This window comes from Flavobacterium sp. 3HN19-14 (assembly GCF_051373205.1).
Lineage (GTDB): Bacteria > Bacteroidota > Bacteroidia > Flavobacteriales > Flavobacteriaceae > Flavobacterium.
This window is the reverse complement of sequence record NZ_JBPPZT010000001.1, coordinates 23,071-43,818: the sequence shown is the minus strand read 5'-3', so window position 1 is coordinate 43,818 and position 20,748 is coordinate 23,071. Positions and strand designations below refer to the sequence as shown.

Here is a 20,748-nt window from a genome sequence, read left to right as displayed (position 1 = left end):
TGTAAAACAAAATAAAAATGCCAGAAGCTGACTGTAAAAAATACCTGAAATTATCAGGACTAGAACCTTTAATCATCACGCCCGAAACCAATTTCGTCAACGTCGGCGAACGCACCAATGTAACCGGTTCGCGAAAATTCCTTCGGTTAATTAAAGAAGAGCGTTACGAAGAAGCATTAGATGTTGCCAGGCAACAGGTAGAAGGCGGCGCGCAAATCATTGACATCAATATGGACGAAGGCATGCTCGATGGTGTGCATGCGATGACAACTTTCCTCAACCTGATTGCCTCAGAACCAGATATCGCCCGCGTTCCGTTGATGATTGACAGTTCGAAATGGGAAATCATCGAAGCCGGACTCAAAGTCGCACAAGGCAAAAGCGTGGTCAATTCAATTTCATTAAAAGAAGGAAAAAACGCATTTATCAACCACGCCAAACGCATCAAAAGATATGGTGCCGCGGTAATCGTAATGGCATTTGACGAAGAAGGGCAGGCTGATACTTACGAAAGGCGTATTGAAATCTGCAAAAAATCATACGATATTTTAGTTGATGAAGTTGGCTTTCCTGCAGAGGATATCATCTTCGACCCGAATATTTTTCCCGTCGCAACCGGCATGGAAGAACATAAGCTAAACGCACTTGATTTCTTTCGCGCCACAAAATGGATCCGTGAAAACCTGCCTTACGCGCACGTCAGCGGTGGCGTGAGCAATGTTTCATTTTCATTCCGCGGCAACGACCGCGTTCGTGAAGCGATGCATTCTGCGTTTTTATACCACGCAATAAAAAACGGCATGACAATGGGCATCGTTAATCCCGAAATGCTCGAAGTCTATGACGAAATTGACAAGGAATTACTCGAACGCGTAGAAGATGTTTTGTTAAACCGAAGAGAAGACGCTACTGAAAGATTGCTCGATTTCGCCGAGAATGTAAAAGGCGACGTCAAATCAAACGAAAAAGCAATTCAGGAATGGCGCTCACTTCCCGTTCAGGAACGACTAACACATGCGCTTGTAAAAGGCGTCGACGAATTCATTGAAATTGATGTTGAAGAAGCGCGCCAATTGGCCTCAAAACCAATCGAAGTCATCGAAATCAACCTGATGGCGGGCATGAACATCGTTGGCGATTTATTCGGCAGCGGGAAAATGTTCCTCCCGCAAGTCGTAAAATCGGCACGTGTCATGAAAAAAGCGGTTGCCTATTTGCTTCCTTATATTGAAGCACAAAAAAACGGCAAATCTTCATCGGCTGGAAAAGTTTTGATGGCCACCGTAAAAGGCGACGTGCACGACATCGGAAAAAACATTGTCGCAGTCGTTTTAGGTTGCAACAATTTCGAAATCATTGATATGGGCGTAATGGTGCCGCCCAAAAAATCATCGAAACCGCCATAAAAGAAAATGTTGACATCATCGGCCTCAGCGGATTGATTACGCCTTCGCTCGACGAAATGGTTTATCTGGCTAAAGAACTCGACAAACTCAACATCAAAATCCCAATCATGATTGGCGGCGCAACAACTTCGCGCGCGCACACTGCCGTGAAAATCGCTCCGGAATATAAAGAAACCGTGGTTCATGTCAACGACGCATCACGCGCGGTAACTGTGGCAACCAATTTATTGCAACAGGAGACTAAACTTGATTACGCCTCAAATCTTCGGGAAGAATACGACAAGCTGCGCGAAGGTTATCTGAACAGAAGCCGGGACAAAAATTTCCTTTCTATTGAAGAAGCCAGAAAGAACAAATTAAAACTCGATTGGGATAATTTCACGCCTTCTAAACCCAATTTCATCGGCACGAAAATCATCGAAATACAACTTTCAGAACTGGTTGACTATATGGACTGGACGCCATTTTTCAGTTCGTGGGAATTGTATGGAAAATATCCGGCAATCCTGACTGATAAAGTTGTAGGCGAGCAGGCGACATCACTTTTCAAAGACGCACAAGAAATGCTTTCGCAAATCATCAGTGAAAACTGGCTCGAAGCAAAAGGAATTCTCGGTATTTTTCCCGCCAATCAAATCAACGATGACGACATCCTGGTTTTCGGATGAAAGCGGAAAAGAATTGGCAAAATTCCTGACCTTACGCCAGCAATCGCAAAAAACAGCCGGAGCGCCGAATATTGCTTTAGCCGATTTCATTGCGCCGAAAGATTCAGGAAATCAGGATTACTTTGGTTGTTTTTGCGTGACGACCGGTTTCGGCGTAGAAGAAAAAGCAAAGCAATTCGAAGCCGAATTAGACGATTACAATTCCATTCTTATAAAAGCGTTAGGCGATCGTTTTGCAGAAGCTTTCGCGGAATATTTGCATGAGAAAGTCCGCAAGGAAATCTGGGGTTACGCCTCAGACGAAATCTTATCGAAACAGGATTTGATTGAAGAGGAATACAAAGGAATCCGCCCGGCGCCGGGTTATCCTGCCTGTCCTGACCATTTAGAAAAGCCAACCATCTGGAAATTATTAAATGTCGAAGAAAAAATCGGCGTTACCTTAACCGAAAGCATGGCGATGTGGCCCGCATCATCCGTTTCAGGATATTATTTCGGAAATCCCCAAAGTAAGTATTTCGGACTCGGGAAAATCAAAAATGACCAGGTTGAAGATTATGCGAAACGCAGAAATATAAGTACAGCAACAGCGGAAAAATGGCTTTCGCCCAATATAGCAGATTAATATTGGTACAGGGTTCTGGGTTTAGGGTAAAAGGTTTTACCCAAACTGAGCACCCTGAACCTTAAACCTAACACCCTGAACCCAAAAAAATGAAAGTAACCGAACATATACAAAACGCCGCAGGAAAATCATTATTTTCTTTCGAAATTTTACCGCCTTTAAAAGGACAAAACATCCAGTCGATTTTTGACAGCATCGATCCGCTGATGGAATTCAATCCGCCATTCATCGACGTGACATATCACCGTGAAGAATACGAATTCAAGGAATTGCCGAGCGGTTTATTACAAAAGAAAATCGTAAAAAAACGACCCGGGACAGTCGGAATTTGTGCCGCCATCCAAAATAAATATTCCGTTGATGCCATTCCGCACATCCTTTGCGGCGGATTTACGAAAGAAGATACTGAGAATTTTCTCATTGATATCGATTTCCTCGGCATCCAGAATGTCGTGGCCTTACGCGGCGACGCTATCAAAAGCGAGATTTATTTCCGCCCTGAAAAGAAGGTCACCATTATGCGTCGGAGCTCGTTTCGCAGATTTCAGATTTGAATAAAGGCGTTTATCTCGACAGCGATTTGCAAAATTCGCACAACACCAATTTCTGCATTGGCGTTGCTGGTTATCCCGAAAAGCACATGGAAGCGCCGAGTATCGACAGCGATTTGCATTTTCTGAAGCAAAAAATCAAAAACGGCGCAGAATACATCATTACGCAGATGTTTTTCGACAACAAAAAATTCTTCGATTTCGTGGCGAAATGCCGCGCAGCGGGAATCACTGTGCCGATTATTCCGGGATTAAAACCAATTGCGACTAAAAAGCAACTCAATTTGGTGCCGCACCGTTTCAGCGTCGATTTACCAGATGATTTGATCATGGAAGTCGTAAAAGCCAAAGATAATGATGCCGTAAAACAAATCGGAATCGAGTGGTGCACGACGCAAAGCAAGGAATTATTGCAAGCCGGAATTCCGGTTTTGCATTATTATTCGATGGGAAAAGCGGAGAATATCAAGGCGATTGCGAAGGAGGTTTTTTAATTTTTTTTTGAAGCTAATCCGGCTATCCATTCCAATCTTTTGTCTCGTTAAAGAAACGAGACAAAAGGATTTCCATTGCTATCCGGGCTAGGGCAGAAGTGCTTTCAATTACTTTTTCGTCACATCCCTGAAAACCGCTTCCAGATTCTTATTCTTCTGGTTCAGTTGCAAAGTACGCAATCCATTCGCCTGAGCGAAATCAAAAACCGCAGGGCGCATGTCTTTTTCAGTAGTAAAAGTCAGCTCCCAAGTCATATCGTGGATGTTTTTGCAGGATGTCAATTGCGGAATTGTAGCAATCAATTGTTCCTCAACCTTAAAATCAAATTCGACTTCAATAACCTGCGTTTTTTCTTCTTTAAGATTATCGAGTTGTTTGTCTGTTACAATTTTTCCCTGATTGATAATGATGACGCGGTCGCAAATTGCCTCAACTTCCTGCATGATGTGTGTTGAAAGGAAAACGGTTTTGTCTTTTCCGACATTCTTGATGACATTCCTGATTTCGACCAATTGGTTTGGATCTAAACCTGTCGTTGGTTCGTCCAGAATCAAAACATCAGGATTGTGTAGAAGTGCATTCGCGAGTCCGACACGCTGGCGGTAACCTTTCGATAATTGCCCGATTTTCTTGTGACTTTCGGCTGTTAATCCTGTTAAAGTGATGACTTCTTCGATGCGCGATTGGTCTACATTATACACATCTGCATTGAACGAAAGATATTCCTTTACATACAAATCCAAATAAAGCGGATTGTGTTCCGGCAGGTAGCCAACCGATTTCTGTACTGCTTTTTCCTGTGTATTGACATCGTTGCCGTTTACAGAAGCAGTTCCTTCATCTGCATTAATATAAGTCGTCAGAATTTTCATCAACGTTGATTTTCCGGCACCATTCGGCCCTAAAAAACCTACGATTTCACCTTTCTTTACAGAAAATGAAACATTATCAAGCGCTTTCTGCGCACCATAACTTTTTGAAATATTACTGACTTCGATTGACATATAAATGAATTTGGAACAAAAATAACAAATTTAAACTTGGAATCCGTTGTGCAACTTCCAAACTCAAATACGCAAAAAATATTGCAATAAATTTTACTGATAATCAACTTATTAGGATTGCAATGCTGTTAGCACTTTGTTAAATTATAATTTGTAAGAATTATCGGCATCGTTGTTGTATCTGCAAAACAAACTAAAACATATTAATCATGAAGAAAATTATCTTTGTCGCCATGTTGGCGATTGCAGGTTTTGCCAATGCGCAAAAAGGAACTTATCTCGTAATGGGCAGCGTAGGATTTTCTACGAACAAAACTGATGACGGTGCGAATGAAAATAAATCAACGACATTCAGCTTTGCACCAAAAGTGGGTTACCAATTTACAGACCATTGGACGCTCGGACTTGTTGCCAGCTACAGTCACAATAAGAATGAAACCAATAATGTTGCCACCAATGAATCTACATCCAATGCTTATTCATTTGGAGTATTTGGACGTTACACACAGCCTTTGACCGACATTTTTTCTGTGTATGGCGACTTGTCGACTTCGTTTAACAGTACAAAAACGGAATACGATCCGGGAAGTACTGAATATAAAGCAAATGGCTTCGGCATTGCTTTTACACCGGCAGTTTACGTGAATCTGAAAAACAATTTCGGACTCAATTTTGGTTTCGGAGGTATAAACTACGGACACAGTTCTATAGATGGCGGCTCCGACTCAAGCGGTTTCAATTTAGACTTCGGCAATAGTTTTACTATGGGAGTTTCAAAAAATTTCTAGGATTTTTGAGAATTTCATAAAAATCACCCGAAAGCAAAATCTTTTGTAAAACCGACAACAAAATTTTTTACTTTAGCCAATAACAAAAAACGAAAATGTTCAACAACAGTTTTTATTACAGCAATTCATTTTATTTCTTCTGTACAGAAGAACGGGACTGCTGTATTGTTATTTGATTGGTTATTAATTCAAAATATACACAAATCCCGATGCAAATCGGGATTTTTTTTTGTGCGTATGGAAACAAAAATTGCAATTCAGGGTATAAAAGGCTCGTTTCACCATCAGGTGTCGAAGGAATATTTCAACGAAGATTTTCCGCTAGACGAATGCATGTCGTTTGAACTTCTCGTGAAAAGCCTTTGTGAAAACAAGGCGCAGAAAGGCGTAATGGCTTTGGAAAATTCAATTGCCGGTTCAATCATTCCGAATTACGCGCTCATCGATAATAATAATCTGCACATCATCGGCGAACATTATCTTGACATTCATATGAACCTGATGGCGCTAAAAGGACAGAAAATCGAAGATATTAAGGAAGTGCATTCGCATCCGATTGCACTGTTGCAATGTGCGGTTTTCCTGAACCAACATCCGCATATAAAAGTTGTGGAAAGTGCTGATACGGCAGAAACGGCGCAGCGGATACAGCGCGAAAATTTGCTGGGAATTGCAGCAATTGCGAGTCCGATTGCGGCGACTTTATACGATTTGGAAATTCTCGCCGGTGGTATTCATACCGTGAAAAGCAATAAGACGCGTTTCGTAATTGTGAAAACGCAGAATAAGGAGATCCCGAAAGACGAAATCAACAAAGCTTCTGTAAAATTTGAACTCGACGACACGCCCGGAAGCCTTGCAACGATTTTAAATGTAATGAACAATTGCAAATTGAACCTCACTAAAATCCAGTCGATGCCGATTATTGAAACGCCATTTCAATATTCATTTTTTGTCGATGTCGTTTTCGAAAAATACAAGCATTACGAAAAAGCCAAAAAAATCCTCCAATTGATGACCACACATTTCAAAGTTTTAGGCGAATACAAAAAAGGACAGCAATGATTACAACAGCCAACAGATTAAATACCGTCGAAGAATATTATTTTTCATCCAAATTGCGGGAAGTGCGCGAACTGATTGCCGCCGGAAAACCCATCATTAATATGGGCATCGGCAGTCCGGATTTAAAGCCGTCGCAAGCCGTAATCGAAGCGATTAAAAATGCAATGCACGATGAAAACGCACATCAATATCAGAGTTATCAAGGTTTGCCTGAACTTCGAAAGGCGATGTCGGATTTTTATCAGCATCAATTTGGTATAAGCCTGAATCCAAATTCAGAAATCCTGCCGTTGATGGGTTCGAAAGAAGGCATCATGCACATTTCGCTGGCGTTTCTGAATGAAGGCGATGCGGTTTTGATTCCGAATCCGGGTTATCCGACGTATACTTCAGTTACCAATCTCGTTGGAGCTCAGCCAATTTTTTACGATTTAACCGAAAAGAATAATTGGGAGCCTGATTTTGAAGCGCTTGAAAAAACCGATTTATCGAAAGTAAAACTCATGTGACCAATTATCCGCACATGCCGACCGGCGCAACCGGAAGTTTGCAATTGTTTGAAAAATTGCTGGCTTTCGCTGAAAAGCATCAGATTTTACTCATCAATGACAATCCATATAGTTTTGTGCTTAACGAGAATCCGATTTCGATTTTGCAGGTTGAAGGCGCAAAAGAGGTGACTTTAGAATTAAATTCCTTAAGCAAAACCTTCAATATGTCTGGCTGGCGTGTTGGAATGGTTTCGGGAAATGCCGAAATGATCAACGCAGTTTTAAAGGTAAAAAGCAACATGGACAGCGGAATGTTTTACGGCATTCAGAAAGGAGCAATTGAAGCTTTCAAATCTGATGAAACCTGGTTTGCAATGCAAAATAAAATTTACAGCAAACGACGCGATTTAATTTTTCAGTTGGCTGATAGACTCAAATGCACTTACGATAAAAATGCCGTCGGAATGTTCGTTTGGGCGAAATTACCGGAAAATATTACTGATGCAGAAGTATTTGTTGATGAGTTGCTTTATGAAAAAGATGTATTCATCACGCCGGGAACTATTTTTGGGAGCAATGGCGCAGGATATATCCGTTTTTCGCTTTGTATTGCTGAAGAAAGAATTCTTGAGGCATTATCCAGATTTTAAAAAATTAATATAACCCAAAACAACAATAATCATAGCTTTGTGAACTTTGCGAAAACTTAGTGACTTTGCGGTAAAAACCAACTTAAAATGGAAAATAATAAAGATTTAGGACAATGGCTCGAAGCTTTCAAACTCGACCATCCACTCGTAATAGCCGGCCATGCAGTGCCGAAACCGAAGAACAGGTGTTAAAAATAGCACATGAATTAAAAGATTCTGATGTCAGTATTTTTCGTGCGGGCATCTGGAAACCAAGAACGCGTCCGGGCGGATTTGAAGGTGTCGGTGCCATCGGACTCAAATGGCTCCAAAAAGCAAAAGCAGAAACCGGACTTTTAATGGCTGTTGAGGTTGCCAATGCAACACATGTAAAACTCGCTTTGGAACATGATATCGACGTATTGTGGATTGGAGCAAGAACGACTGTAAATCCTTTTGCGGTGCAGGAAATCGCCGATGCGCTTCAAAATACAGATAAAATCGTTTTGGTGAAAAATCCTGTAAATTCGGATTTGGCGCTGTGGATTGGCGCTGTCGAAAGATTGCACAATGCCGGAATCAAAAAGCTTGGCGTGATTCACCGTGGCTTTTCCACTTACGAAAAAACAAAATACCGCAACATTCCGGAATGGCAGATTGCCATTGAATTGCAGAGTCGTTTTCCCGATTTGCCGCTGATTATTGACCCTTCGCACATTACAGGAAAACGTGACATGATTCAGGAAGTGGCACAACAGGCTCTCGATTTGAATTACGATGGGATGATTATTGAAACACACAATGATCCCGACAATGCCTGGAGCGATGCCGCACAACAAGTCACGCCGGCGGCTTTGAAACAGATTTTCCGCGATTTGCGCATCCGTCAATTGACGACAGAAAAAGATGATTTTAATACAGAAATGATAAAGCTGCGTGCCAATATCGACGTTGCCGATGCGAAACTGCTCGAGATTTTGGGTAATCGGATGAAAGTTTCAGAGCAAATCGGCGCACTTAAAAAAGCCAACAATGTCGCGGTTTTACAAAATAAGAGATGGAATGAAATCTTAGGAAAAATGATTCTCGATGGCGAACAGAAAGGGCTCAGCGAAGAATTTATCCTTCGGTTATTCAAGGCAATTCATCAGGAAAGCATCGCGCACCAGCAGAAAATCATCAATGGCTGATTTTCAAATCTAAAAATCGTAAATTTGCCGCATGACAGGAGTGGTTTATAAATCGACAGGAAGCTGGTATACTGTAAAATCTGATGATGGCGATTTTATGGAATGCCGCATGAAAGGAAAATTCCGCATGAACGGCATCAAGAGCACCAACCCGATAGCGGTGGGCGATATCGTCGATTATGAACTTGATAAAACTTCTGATGCCGTTACCGGAACGATTAACAAAATCCATGAAAGGAAGAATTATATCGTAAGGAAATCGGTCAACCTTTCCAAGCAGCTGCATATCATTGCGTCTAATATTGACCAGGTTTTTTTGCTCGTTACGATTAATAATCCGCCAACCACGACGAGTTTTATCGACCGTTTCCTGGTAACCGCCGAAGCGTATGGGATTGAAGCTGTCATCGTCTTCAACAAAATTGATACTTTTGATGATGCTACGCTCGATGAACAACTTTATCTGCAGCATATTTATCAGGAAATAGGCTACAAATGCCTGAGAATTTCTTCAATTGAACACAAAGGAATCGATAAATTGAAGGAAATGATGATTGGAAAAGTCAGCATGTTCTCAGGGCATTCAGGCGTAGGGAAATCAACTTTGGTCAATGCGCTTGAACCGAATCTGAACCTGAAAACAAAAAATATTTCCGAGCAAAGCAAACAAGGACAGCACACAACTACATTTGCAGAAATGTATGATTTGTCTTTTGATGCAAAAATTATCGACACGCCCGGAATCAAAGGATTTGGAGTCGTTGATATCGAGAAGGAAGAATTAAGCGGTTATTTTCCGGAATTCTTCAGAAGGCAGGGCCAATGCAAGTTCAACAATTGCCTTCACAAAGACGAACCGCACTGCGCCATCAAAAAAGCATTGGAAAATGATGAGATAGCCTGGTCGCGTTATAGAAGTTACCTGCAGATCCTTGAAGGCGACGATGAGCATTACCGCACCGACATTTATAACGACGACCGTATCGCCAGCGACGAATCACGCAAAAATTAAGCTATGAAAGCGGTTCTTCAAAGAGTTTCACAGGCATCGGTAACTATAGATGGCGAAATTGTAGCTGCAATCGGCTCAGGATTATTGATTTTAATCGGCATTGAAGAAACAGACAATCAGGAAGATATTGATTGGCTTGCAGCAAAAATCGTAAACCTCAGGATTTTCGGGGATGAGCATGGGGTGATGAATCTGTCGGTCAAAGAAATCAACGGCGATATTATTACAGTCAGCCAGTTTACGCTGCATGCACTTACCAAAAAAGGCAATCGCCCGTCTTATGTAAAAGCGGCAAAACCCGAAATTGCCATTCCGCTTTATCAAAAATTCATAAGCAGAATCGAGACTGAATTTGGCAAAACTATCGGCACAGGACAGTTCGGTGCAGATATGAAAGTCGGCCTTATCAACGATGGTCCCGTAACAATACTTATCGATACTAAAAATAAAATGTAAATGTTAATGTTTTCTAAAAATTTTATATATTTTTGGTAAAACTTCATTTATGAAATCGCTTTTTTATTGTTGCCTATTCATAGGTGTCACCCTTTCTGCCATTGGGCAAAAGCCCGAATATACTGCATTACTCATTCCGGAGGAGCTTAAAGAAAATGCAAATGCGGTCATCAGGCTCGACGAATTGAATGTGAACATCTCTTCTCAAAGAGACATGACCATTACGTCAAAAACCGTAACCACTATTTTGAATGAACAGGGTATGCAAAACCTTGATTTATCTGCGTATTATGATAAAAACAGAAAGGTGTCGAAAATTGAAGCCAAATTCTACGATGCTTTCGGAAAAGAAATTAAATCGGTCAAAAGGAAAGATTTCAGAGATGTAAGCGTTGGCGATGGTTTTTCTATTTTTAATGACAACCGCACGTTATATTACGATTACACTCCTGTAAACTATCCTTTTACGGTTGTTTTTGAAACGGTAACGGAAACTTCAAATACAGCGTTTTTACCTAAATGGCTGCCCGTTGACGGCTATTACGTAAGCACTCTGAAGTCTAATGTCACTGTTACTTTCCCTGAAAGTCTTGGTTTTAAGGCGAAGGAAGTTAATTTCGCCCCAAAATACAACATTCAAAAAACAGAGAGCAGCGGCCAATTGAGCTATACGGCGTCTAATGTGCACGCGATGAAAGGTGAAGAAAGCAGCCCCGAATTCATGGCAATTGCGCCCATCGTTTATATGAAACTCGAAAAATTCAACCTTGAGGGCGTTGATGGCGAAGCCAAAAACTGGCAGGAATTCGGCAAATGGTATTATGACAACCTTTTGGTCGGGACTGATGAACTGCCCGTTGAAACGCAGAATAAGGTAAAACAGTTGGTAGGCGCCGAAAAAGATCCGGTTGCAATTGCCAAAATCATCTACAAATATGTACAGGACAAAACGCGTTATGTCAGCGTTCAAATTGGTATCGGAGGATTTAAGCCGATGTTGGCTAAGGATGTCGATAAACTCGGATACGGAGATTGCAAGGCACTGTCAAATTACACCAGGGCATTGCTGGAAGTTGTTGGCGTTCCGTCGTATTATACAGTTGCTTATGCCGGTACCACTGACCCGAAAAGGATTACAGGAGGATTTCGCTTCTGTTCAGGGAAATCACGCTATTCTTGCCATTCCGGTAAAGAATGATTTGATTTGGCTGGAATGCACAAGCCAGATTCACCCTTTCGGATTTCAGGGCAATTTTACCGATGGAAGACAAGTTTTACTCATAAAACCGGACGGCGGGGAAATCGTAAAAACAAAATCATTCCTCGAAAAAGACAACAGCCAGTTAACCAATGGCAATTATGTGATTGGGCCTGACGGCAGTCTTTCAGGTAAAATGTCGATTGTATCGAAAGGGTCGCAGTATGATCATATCTTTACAAAAGAAAGATTGTCGGAAACAGACAAAGAAGCTTTTTATAAAAATTATTTCGGAAACATCAACAACCTGAAATTAGAGAAAATCAGCTTCAAAAACAATGCAGATGATGTTACTTTTACCCAGGATATCCAAATTTCGGCTGCCGGTTATGCAGCCAATAGCGGAGGCAGGATGATGTTTGTCCTTGATGCGTTTAATGTAAATGGCAATACGCCGAAAAAATACCGTACCCGCGAAAATCCGTTTGAAGTAAGCAGAGGCTATTATGATTATGATGAAATCACAATTAATTTGCCCGAAGGATACGACATTGAGGCGCTGCCGTCAAATTTCGAATCGAAAAACAAATTCGGTGAATACAGTACGCAAATCGTCAAAAATCAGGACAATACATTGCTCTATAAAAGATCATTGCTGATAAAAGACGGCTACTACGACAACAAAGAATATGAAGATTACAGGCTCTTCCGCGAGCAAATCGCTAGAAACGACAATGCCAAAATAGTACTAACCAAGAAAAAGCTGAAATTATGAGAATAAGGATTACAAATTTAATTGCCCTATTGTTGATGACTGCGTTTACCGTAAATGCCCAGAAATTCGAACTGGGGAAAGTTAGTATGGAAGAGCTGCAGGAAACCAGACATCCACGAGAAGCAGACGCCCCTGCAGCGATATTATTTGAAAGAGGAAGTACCTATTTCTCCTATAACGATAACAGAGGCGGCTTTACAATGACTACCGAAGTGGAAGTGAGGATTAAGATATACACCAAAGAGGGTTATGATTGGTCGAACAAAAAAGTATTGTATTTCAGCGGAGAAATTCCCGGAGAAAAAGTTGAATTCTCAAAAGCCTATAGTTACAACATCGTAGACGGAAAAATAGAAAAGACAAAATTGAAAAGTGACGGTGAATTCAATGAAAAGGTCAATAAATTATGGTCTTTCAAAAAAATCACAATGCCCAATGTAAAAGAGGGCACCGTTATAGAATACAGGTACACTATAGAATCGCCTTATGTGAGCACGCTTCCTGACTGAACCTTTCAGGAAGATATACCTGTGAACTATTCAGAATTTAAGGTGGCAACTCCAGAATACTATACTTATAATGCTGCCTTCAAAGGCTTTATTATTCCGGTAACTACAAAAACCACTGCGAGCCGCAGTTATACCACCACCAGTAAAGAACGTACGGGCAATCGCGTCGTAAAGACCAATTTTACTACTGATAAAACCGATTACCGCGAAAACATAATAACTTATGTAGAGAAGGATTTGCCGTCAATGAAAGACGAGAATTTCGTTAACAACATTGATAATTATACCTCAAGCGTTTCGCATGAACTTGCAATGGTGAAATGGCCCGACAGTCCGATGAAAATGCTTTCTACTGATTGGGAAAGTGTTACCAAGTCTATTTACGACAGAGACGATTTCGGTCCTGAACTCAATAAAACCGGTTATTTTGAAGACGACATAAAAGCGTTGACTGCCGGATTGTCCAGTGACAACGAAAAAGTAGCCGCCATTTTTAACTTTGTAAAATCAAGCGTCAAATGGGACGGATTTTATAGCTATGGCTGTAACGAAGGTGTAAGAAGGGCATACAAAGATAAAACCGGCAACGTTGCCGAAATCAACCTTATGCTCACTGCAATGTTGCGCAATGTTGGCTTGACCGCCAATCCGGTTTTGGTCAGTACAAGGTCAAACGGAATTCCGCTTTTTCCTTCGAGAAGTGCTTTCAACTACGTCATTGCAGCCGTTGAATTGCCAGGCAGTGTTGTACTGCTTGATGCCACCGAAAAATATTCGTTGCCCGGAATACTGCCGGTGCGCGACCTGAACTGGTTTGGAAGGCTGATCAGGAAAGATGGCACATCTGCTGAGATTAACCTGATTCCGGATATGCAATCAAGAGAAGTCGTCAATATGATGTTTACAATCAGGCCGGACGGCGAAATCAACGGAAAGATCAGGAATCAGTTTTCCGACCAGAATGCGCTGTATTTCCGCCAAAAAAATGTCGGACTTACACAGGATTCTTATCTTGAAAAACTCGAAAACAATAACAATAAAATTGAAGTCTCTGACTATGTCCGCGAAAATGAACTCGACCTTAGCAAGCCGGTAGTAGAGTCTTTTTCTTTCAAGGAAACAAAAGCCTCAGAAGTCATCGGCGATAAAATTTACTTTTCGCCTTTATTGTTCCTTACTGACAGCGAAAATCCTTTCAAACAGGAAACGCGCGAATATCCGGTTGATTTTGGTTATCCGACGCAGTATAAATATAATGTCAGTATCGAAATTCCTGAAGGTTATGCAATCGAATCACTTCCGCAGCAAACAAGCATTGGAACAGAAAATAAAATGAGCGCTTTCAAATATACCATTGCCAATACCGGAAACAAAATCCAGCTTGCGATAGTAAACGATATGAATGAAGCCATTGTGCCTTCTGAAAACTATCAGATGCTCAAGGATTTTTACCAGAAAATGATTGACAAATTAAAGGAAAAGATAGTCCTTAAGAAAGTATAATTGGGAAGTTAAATCCTGTATTTCAACGCTAAAATAGTTTCTATTAAATACACAAAATCGTTCTTTAGAAATATAGAATGAAACCATTACTTTTACATCGTAAATTATTAAAACAATAGACGATTAAATTGTAATTGTTTCTCCTGAAATCATGCAAACTGGAAAAATCGTTCTTTTAAAAATATAAAAATGAATTTAAAAAACGCACAGCTCGACGTTGACAACTGGATAAAAGAACACGGCGTCCGCTATTTCAATGAACTCACCAATATGGCACAGCTTACCGAAGAAGTAGGCGAAGTGGCGCGCATCATCGCCCGTCGTTACGGCGAGCAATCAGAAAAAGAAAACGATAAGAATAAAGATTTGGGAGAAGAATTGGCCGATGTGGTTTTTGTAGTCTTGTGCCTGGCAAACCAAACGGGAACCGATTTGCAAGTGGCTTTCGATAAAAAAATGGACTTGAAAACCAAGCGCGACCACGATCGCCATCACAACAATGACAAACTGAAATAATGAAAACAAGAAAGTTTCTCCAACTGTTTTTAGTCACTGCAATTGTCACATTTTTGATTTTCTATCTTTTCGAAGAAGATAAAAATTGCGTTCTCGATTTTGGGTCAAAATGTTCTGACAGATTTATTTTGCGCTGCGCTGTTCAAACAATCATAATGACGATAATATTTTATTTCTCCGGTAAATCTGCAAAAAATGAGCAATAAAATGGAGGTAAATCTGCAATTATCACGAATCAATTCTAAGTCAACTATCAACATTTCCGGCTCCAAATCAGAGACCAACCGGCTGTTGCTTTTAAAGGCATTATTTCCTGAGATCACGCTCGAAAATACCTCCGGTTCTGATGATTCCGAAGTGATGGTCAAAGCTTTAAAGAGTAGTGATGCTGTGATTGATATTCATCATGCGGGCACTGCAATGCGTTTTCTGACGGCTTTTTTCGCTTCCGCAGAAGGGCGCACGGTTACTTTAACCGGTTCTCAAAGAATGAAGGAAAGGCCGATAAAAATCCTGGTCGATGCGCTGCGTCAGTTGGGCGCGCAAATCGAATACACCGAAAACGAAGGTTTCCCACCAATTACAATCACCGGGAAAAAACTTTCTAAAAATAAAGTCGCGCTAAAAGCCGATGTCAGCAGCCAGTACATTTCGGCACTTTTGCTGATTGCTCCAAAACTCGAAAACGGCATAGAAATCACGCTCGAAGGCGAGATCACTTCTGTTCCTTACATCAAAATGACTTTAGGATTGCTTGAAGAAATTGGTGTAAAAACTTCTTCTTCCGGAAATCTTATAGTTGTGCACCCTGCACCCCGCACCCTGCACCCTGCACTTATTACCGTCGAATCCGATTGGTCGTCTGCATCGTATTTTTATTCCGTCGCCGCACTTTCGCCGCAGGAACGGAAATCACGTTGTCATCTTACAAAAAAAACAGCCTTCAAGGCGACAGCGCTTTGGCAGAAATCTATGAAAATTTCGGTGTAAAAACTGAATTCCTCAGAAATACAATCGCCCTTAAAAAACAAACCCTAAATCCTGAACCCAAGACCCTGAACCCTGAACCCAAGACCCTGAACCTAAATAACACGCCCGACATCGCCCAGACCATTGCCGTCACCTGCTTCGGATTAGGAATTGGATGCCATCTGACAGGCTTACATACTTTAAAAATCAAAGAAACCGATCGCCTCGAAGCTTTAAAAACTGAACTTAAAAAACTAGGCGCAAATATTTTTGTAACCAACGACAGCCTGACTTTACAGCCTTCTGTAAATATAAATACTGAGGTAAAGATTGCTACTTACAACGATCATCGCATGGCCATGGCTTTCGCACCGTTAGCCTTAAAGACCTCAATAGTCATCGAAAACGCTGAAGTAGTCTCTAAATCTTATCCCGCTTTTTGGGACGATTTAATAAGCATCGGTTTCCGAATTCAAAAAAAATAAACTTTACTTCTTTGTGCTTTCGCGCCTTTGTGCCATTGACTTTTCAAAAATAAACCGCAAAACACTTGACAACGCCTATCGCGCAATCGTATATTTGCAGCCTAAATAAAAGAGCCTAAATGAAATTATCCAATTTTCAGTTTAATTTACCAAAAGAACTTCTTGCAGAATTCCCGGCCGAAAACAGAGACGAATCCCGTCTGATGGTCGTCAACAGAAAAACAAAAACCATAGAGCACAAAATGTTCAAAGACGTAATCGATTATTTCGATGAAGGCGACGTTTTGATTCTCAACAATACCAAAGTTTTCCCGGCGCGCCTTTACGGCAACAAGGAAAAAACCGGTGCGCGCATCGAGGTTTTCTTATTGCGCGAACTCAACGCCGAGCAACGCCTTTGGGATGTTCTCGTAGATCCGGCGCGTAAAATCCGTATCGGAAATAAATTGTATTTCGGCGACGACGATTCGCTCGTAGCTGAGGTTATTGATAACACGACTTCCCGCGGAAGAACGCTGCGTTTCCTTTACGACGGTTCTTACGACGAATTCAGAAATAAGCTGACGGAACTTGGTGAAACGCCAATCCCAAAATACATCAACCGCGAGGTAACGCCGGAAGATGCCGACCGTTACCAAACCATTTATGCTAAGGAAGAAGGCGCCGTTGCTGCTCCGACTGCCGGTTTGCACTTCTCAAAACACCTTTTGAAAAGACTTGAAATCAAAGGCGTAAATTTCGCTGAAGTCACACTCCACGTAGGTTTGGGAACTTTCAACCCGGTTGAGGTTGAAGACTTGTCAAAACACAAAATGGATTCTGAGGAGTTAAAAATCACCCAGGAAGCCTGCGATATTGTTAACAAGGCAAAAGCAGATAAAAAGAAAGTCTGCGCTGTGGGAACGACTTCAATGCGTGCCATCGAAAGCTCGGTTTCTTCGGCAAAAACACTGAATCCTTATGACGGCTGGACGAACAAATTCATTTTCCCGCCACACGATTTTAGTATCGCAGATTGCATGATTACGAATTTCCACACGCCAAAATCAACATTGTTGATGATGATTTCTGCATTCTGTGGCCACGATTTGATGCGAAAAGCCTACGACGAAGCAATCAAGGAAGAATACAAATTCTATTCTTACGGCGACGCAATGCTGATTTTGTAATCAGAAAAGAATCAAGAATCAAGAGACAAGAGTCAAGAATCCTGCTTCACGGCGGGATTTTTTATTGATATCGAAAAAAATCTGCGAAAATCGCGCCAATCTGTCATCCGCGTTCCCATTTAACTTTGCGCCTTTGCGTCTTTGCGAGAATCCAAATAATCCCTAAATTCGCCAAACAAACAAACTATAACATGACCTTTCAAAATACCCGCGAATTCGCACAACAACTCGACACACAAGACGAACTGCGTGCCTACCGCAATGAATTCATCTTCCCGAAGCACAACGGCAAAAACGTCATCTACTTCACCGGAAATTCCCTCGGATTGCAGCCAAAGCGCACCAAAAAATATATAGATGAAGTCATGGATGACTGGGCGAATCTCGCCGTCGAAGGCCATTTCTACGCCGATAAGCCATGGTGGGATTATCACGAAAGATTCGCTGAACCGCTAAGCAAAATCGTCGGTGCGAAACCATCCGAAGTTACAGTAATGAATACGCTTACCGTAAATCTCCACCTGTTGCTGGTTTCCTTTTATAAACCAACCAGAGAGCGTTACAAAATCATCTGTGAAGAAAAAGCATTTCCGTCAGACCAATATATGTTTCAAAGCCAGGTTGAATTTCATGGTTTAAAAAAGAAGATACAATCGTTGAAATCAAACGCCGCGAAGGCGAACACAACATCCGCTTAGAAGACATCATATCCAAAATTGAAGAAGTAGGAGATGAACTGGCTTTAGTCTTAATCGGTGGCGTCAATTATTACACCGGACAGGTATTCGATATGAAAGCGATTACTGAAGCGGGTCACAAAGCCGGCGCAAAAGTAGGTTTTGACCTGGCACATGCCGCCGGAAACATCAAGCTCGAACTGCACGACTGGAATGTCGATTTCGCCGCGTGGTGCAGCTATAAATACATGAATTCGGTCCCGGAAATGCGTTTCGGAATTTTCGTTCACGAGAAATTCCACAACGATAAAAGTTTAGTGCGTTTTGCCGGATGGTGGGGTCACAACAAAGAACGCCGCTTTAAAATGGAACCCGATTTCGATCCGGTTCACGGTGCCGATGGCTGGCAGATAAGTAACCTTCCAATTTTAACATTGGCGCCTTACTTGGCATCTGTAGAAATGTTTGCCGAAGTAGGTATGGACAAATTGATTGCCAAAAGAAACCAAATTACGGCATATCTTGAATTCATTTTACACGAAATAGATAAAGAGGTTGACAGTACTTTTGAAATCATTACGCCTTCAAACCAGGAAGAACGTGCTTCCCAACTTTCTGTTTTCCTGCATGGAGAAGGCAGAAGTTTGTTCGATTATCTAATGAAAAATGGGGTAATTACAGACTGGCGTGAGCCAAACGTAATCAGATTGGCGCCGGTTCCTTTGTATTGTTCTTATGAAGATATGTATGATTTCGGGCAGATTCTAAAAAAGGAATTCTGGGAATTAATATCAGCATTCCGATTTCACACCATAAAAAAAGCCTGAAGGAATTCAGGCTTTTTACATTTATAGAAAAAATTTAGTCTTTAATCACATTCATCGTTTTCACGCCTTTGTCAGTCAAAACTTTTAGTAAGTAAGTACCTTTTGCAAATGAACTGATGTTCAATTGAAGCAATTTATCGCTTCCGTCATTGTTCAGGATTTCCTGTCCGAGCATATTGTACATTTTTACATTCGTGATATTTTCCTCAGCCGAAACATTCAATACATCATGTGTCGGGTTCGGATAAGCCTTAAACAAATTTTTCTGGTTATCTGCAATTCCGAGTGCCGGCTCATAAGTGATCGTTACCGTCCAGGTATCCCCCAAGACCCTGTTATAATCCATATTACAATCACTTGAACCATACGTTCTCCAGGGCACGAAGCTCGAATTGCACTTCGCCTGTCAATTCGTTAGCGATGTCGATATTGTTGCGTGAATAGGTGTAAGTTCCGCCTGTGCCTCCAACACCTGAAGTGATTTCCGGTTCTGAAATCCCCGAAGTATTACAAACCAAAAGCGAACGCTGCTCAGACATCCAGCCATTGCTCGCTGTCTGCATTTGGTAAGAAGTTGAAGTCGATGCAATCTTATAGCCCGTAGGTACGGTTACAGTCATGAACCCGGGACAAGAGTTTTCAGAGTCAATTGTAATGGTGTCTGTAGTGGTATACAGCGTTGCAATATCCCCTTCGCCATAGGGAAAGCCCAATTGTCCGGTTGTAAAAGTAACCAGTTTCCATGCGCCCTGATCACTGGCGCTGCAGTGTGATCTTACCCAGACATAATAGGTCTGACCAATCGGAAGATTTGAAATCGTCACCGTATTTGTTGCTGATGATACGTTTCCGGTTGGCGTTTGTGCTGCTGAAGGTTCTGTTTCGTCTGTTGAATAGTAATAGTCATAGCCTCCTGCTGGTGTCACAACAGCTGCTTCCCAGTAAACCGTACCACTGTTTTCAGTTGCAGTAGATTCAAGTCCGGTTGGAGATGGGCAGGTCGGCAAAATTTTAGCACTTACACCCATAATATTGATAACGCCTTCGGCAGCGGAGGTTTTAGTTACATATACGCTGGTTATGGTTTTTGCTTGATTTTCAGGTAAAATAGCTATCGCCAATTGGTAAAGGCGCGGATTTCCGAATGGATTTTCAACCACGTCGTTTTCCCGGTTCACGCGGCCAAATCCCGAAGTGATGATAGGTAATGCATTGCTGTAAAACCAATCCGGAACAGTGCTGTCGGTTATTTCCTGTGAAGAATTATCCGAAAAATAAATGGTTCCTGCAAAAGTAGCTTGTCCGCTTCCTCCGGTAACCATGAAATATAAATCTGTTGCCGTTACCGGGTTGCCAAAAGTCAAAGTTTCTCCGTCTCCAAATTCATGAAGCTGCAGTGAATTATTTTCATAAAATGGTGCCATTTGATAAGAAAGCCCCGAAATCTGAGTGCTTTCGAAGTAGCCTTCAACAGGCAAGGCATAATCATTGGTTGGTACATCTTCAGTTACCTGATAATCATTCGACATGAAATTAAAATTGGCATTATCCACTGCTGATGTTGTTGAAAAAGCAGCCGGATTCAACCCATCGGCCACGACATCCGCGTTGTAACCGGAAGTGACCTGAAGTGGCGTGTATTCCTGCGCCTGGATTGTAAATGCGATGAGCAGAACGGAAATTGATAGTAAAGTTTTTTTCATTGAATTTGGTTTAGTTGGTTATAATAATCTGTTGCTT

Annotated in this window: 13 protein-coding genes and 6 pseudogenes; 16 read left to right on the top strand and 3 right to left on the bottom strand. The window is 41.5% G+C overall.

Annotated elements, in window-relative coordinates; genetic code table 11:
- The first annotated feature begins 17 nt into the window (after positions 1 to 17).
- Positions 18 to 2,699: pseudogene (gene metH, locus ACSLFW_RS00225) on the top strand (methionine synthase).
- Positions 2,700 to 2,788: 89 nt separating this feature from the next.
- Positions 2,789 to 3,744, top strand: a pseudogene (gene metF, locus ACSLFW_RS00220) (methylenetetrahydrofolate reductase [NAD(P)H]).
- 108 nt (positions 3,745 to 3,852) lie between these two features.
- Here metF and gldA read toward each other — a convergent pair.
- Entirely contained in the window at positions 3,853 to 4,749 is an 897-nt protein-coding gene (gene gldA / locus ACSLFW_RS00215) for a gliding motility-associated ABC transporter ATP-binding subunit GldA (RefSeq protein WP_436554154.1), read from the bottom strand.
- Positions 4,750 to 4,958: 209 nt separating this feature from the next.
- Here gldA and ACSLFW_RS00210 point away from each other — a divergent pair, with 209 nt between their 5' ends.
- The 14 genes and pseudogenes from ACSLFW_RS00210 to kynU all read left to right on the top strand — a co-directional run bounded on the left by ACSLFW_RS00210 (position 4,959) and on the right by kynU (position 19,008).
- A complete protein-coding gene (locus ACSLFW_RS00210; RefSeq protein WP_436554153.1) occupies positions 4,959 to 5,537 on the top strand; it encodes an outer membrane beta-barrel protein in 579 nt (192 codons plus the stop codon).
- Between the two features lie 237 nt (positions 5,538 to 5,774).
- Positions 5,775 to 6,602 (top strand): prephenate dehydratase, encoded by an 828-nt coding sequence (locus ACSLFW_RS00205; RefSeq protein WP_436554152.1) that lies wholly within the window; start codon positions 5,775 to 5,777, stop codon positions 6,600 to 6,602.
- Positions 6,599 to 7,743 (top strand): annotated as a pseudogene (locus tag ACSLFW_RS00200) (pyridoxal phosphate-dependent aminotransferase). Before ACSLFW_RS00205 ends, ACSLFW_RS00200 begins: the two are co-directional and overlap by 4 nt.
- 87 nt (positions 7,744 to 7,830) lie before the next feature.
- Positions 7,831 to 8,912: pseudogene (locus tag ACSLFW_RS00195) on the top strand (chorismate mutase).
- 31 nt (positions 8,913 to 8,943) lie between these two features.
- A complete protein-coding gene (gene rsgA, locus ACSLFW_RS00190; protein ID WP_436554151.1) occupies positions 8,944 to 9,924 on the top strand; it encodes a ribosome small subunit-dependent GTPase A in 981 nt (326 codons plus the stop codon).
- Between the two features lie 3 nt (positions 9,925 to 9,927).
- Positions 9,928 to 10,380 carry a D-aminoacyl-tRNA deacylase gene (gene dtd, locus ACSLFW_RS00185; RefSeq protein WP_436554150.1) on the top strand — a complete coding sequence of 151 codons (453 nt, stop codon included), beginning with the start codon at positions 9,928 to 9,930 and terminating at the stop codon, positions 10,378 to 10,380.
- 49 nt (positions 10,381 to 10,429) lie between these two features.
- Positions 10,430 to 11,578, top strand: coding sequence for a DUF3857 domain-containing protein (locus ACSLFW_RS00180; protein WP_436554149.1), 1,149 nt, complete (start codon positions 10,430 to 10,432; stop codon positions 11,576 to 11,578).
- Positions 11,487 to 12,353, top strand: a complete 867-nt coding sequence (locus ACSLFW_RS00175; protein WP_436554148.1) for a DUF3858 domain-containing protein — start codon at positions 11,487 to 11,489, stop codon at positions 12,351 to 12,353. Before ACSLFW_RS00180 ends, ACSLFW_RS00175 begins: the two co-directional genes overlap by 92 nt.
- A complete protein-coding gene (locus ACSLFW_RS00170) occupies positions 12,350 to 12,862 on the top strand; it encodes a hypothetical protein (RefSeq protein ID WP_436554147.1) in 513 nt (170 codons plus the stop codon). The genes ACSLFW_RS00175 and ACSLFW_RS00170 overlap by 4 nt, the downstream gene beginning before the upstream one ends.
- A 21-nt stretch (positions 12,863 to 12,883) precedes the next feature.
- Positions 12,884 to 14,365: a transglutaminase domain-containing protein gene (locus tag ACSLFW_RS00165; RefSeq protein ID WP_436554146.1), complete on the top strand. Its 1,482-nt coding sequence runs from the start codon at positions 12,884 to 12,886 to the stop codon at positions 14,363 to 14,365.
- 189 nt (positions 14,366 to 14,554) lie between these two features.
- Positions 14,555 to 14,881, top strand: a complete 327-nt coding sequence (locus ACSLFW_RS00160; protein WP_436554145.1) for a nucleotide pyrophosphohydrolase — start codon at positions 14,555 to 14,557, stop codon at positions 14,879 to 14,881.
- Positions 14,882 to 15,088: 207 nt separating this feature from the next.
- Positions 15,089 to 16,335, top strand: a pseudogene (gene aroA / locus ACSLFW_RS00155) (3-phosphoshikimate 1-carboxyvinyltransferase).
- Between the two features lie 119 nt (positions 16,336 to 16,454).
- On the top strand, positions 16,455 to 17,504 hold the full coding sequence (gene queA, locus ACSLFW_RS00150) for a tRNA preQ1(34) S-adenosylmethionine ribosyltransferase-isomerase QueA (protein WP_436554144.1): 1,050 nt from the start codon (positions 16,455 to 16,457) through the stop codon (positions 17,502 to 17,504).
- A 191-nt stretch (positions 17,505 to 17,695) separates the two neighbouring features.
- Positions 17,696 to 19,008: pseudogene (kynU, locus tag ACSLFW_RS00145) on the top strand (kynureninase).
- Positions 19,009 to 19,042: 34 nt separating this feature from the next.
- Here kynU and ACSLFW_RS00140 read toward each other — a convergent pair.
- Together ACSLFW_RS00140 and ACSLFW_RS00135 are read right to left on the bottom strand one after the other, a co-directional pair.
- A complete protein-coding gene (locus ACSLFW_RS00140; protein ID WP_436554143.1) occupies positions 19,043 to 19,354 on the bottom strand; it encodes a T9SS type A sorting domain-containing protein in 312 nt (103 codons plus the stop codon).
- 7 nt (positions 19,355 to 19,361) lie between these two features.
- Positions 19,362 to 20,711, bottom strand: a complete 1,350-nt coding sequence (locus tag ACSLFW_RS00135; protein ID WP_436554142.1) for a fibronectin type III domain-containing protein — start codon at positions 20,709 to 20,711, stop codon at positions 19,362 to 19,364.
- Positions 20,712 to 20,748: the final 37 nt, after the last annotated feature.

Bases quoted from the DNA above. Each gene is read 5' to 3' on its own strand.
- gldA (WP_436554154.1), bottom strand. From the start codon at position 4,749: ATGTCAATCGAAGTCAGTAATATTTCAAAAAGTTATGGTGCGCAGAAA.
- ACSLFW_RS00210 (WP_436554153.1), top strand. From the start codon at position 4,959: ATGAAGAAAATTATCTTTGTCGCCATGTTGGCGATTGCAGGTTTTGCC.
- ACSLFW_RS00205 (WP_436554152.1), top strand. From the start codon at position 5,775: ATGGAAACAAAAATTGCAATTCAGGGTATAAAAGGCTCGTTTCACCAT.
- rsgA (WP_436554151.1), top strand. From the start codon at position 8,944: ATGACAGGAGTGGTTTATAAATCGACAGGAAGCTGGTATACTGTAAAA.
- dtd (WP_436554150.1), top strand. From the start codon at position 9,928: ATGAAAGCGGTTCTTCAAAGAGTTTCACAGGCATCGGTAACTATAGAT.
- ACSLFW_RS00180 (WP_436554149.1), top strand. From the start codon at position 10,430: ATGAAATCGCTTTTTTATTGTTGCCTATTCATAGGTGTCACCCTTTCT.
- ACSLFW_RS00175 (WP_436554148.1), top strand. From the start codon at position 11,487: ATGCCGGTACCACTGACCCGAAAAGGATTACAGGAGGATTTCGCTTCT.
- ACSLFW_RS00170 (WP_436554147.1), top strand. From the start codon at position 12,350: ATGAGAATAAGGATTACAAATTTAATTGCCCTATTGTTGATGACTGCG.
- ACSLFW_RS00160 (WP_436554145.1), top strand. From the start codon at position 14,555: ATGAATTTAAAAAACGCACAGCTCGACGTTGACAACTGGATAAAAGAA.
- queA (WP_436554144.1), top strand. From the start codon at position 16,455: ATGAAATTATCCAATTTTCAGTTTAATTTACCAAAAGAACTTCTTGCA.
- ACSLFW_RS00140 (WP_436554143.1), bottom strand. From the start codon at position 19,354: ATGGATTATAACAGGGTCTTGGGGGATACCTGGACGGTAACGATCACT.
- ACSLFW_RS00135 (WP_436554142.1), bottom strand. From the start codon at position 20,711: ATGAAAAAAACTTTACTATCAATTTCCGTTCTGCTCATCGCATTTACA.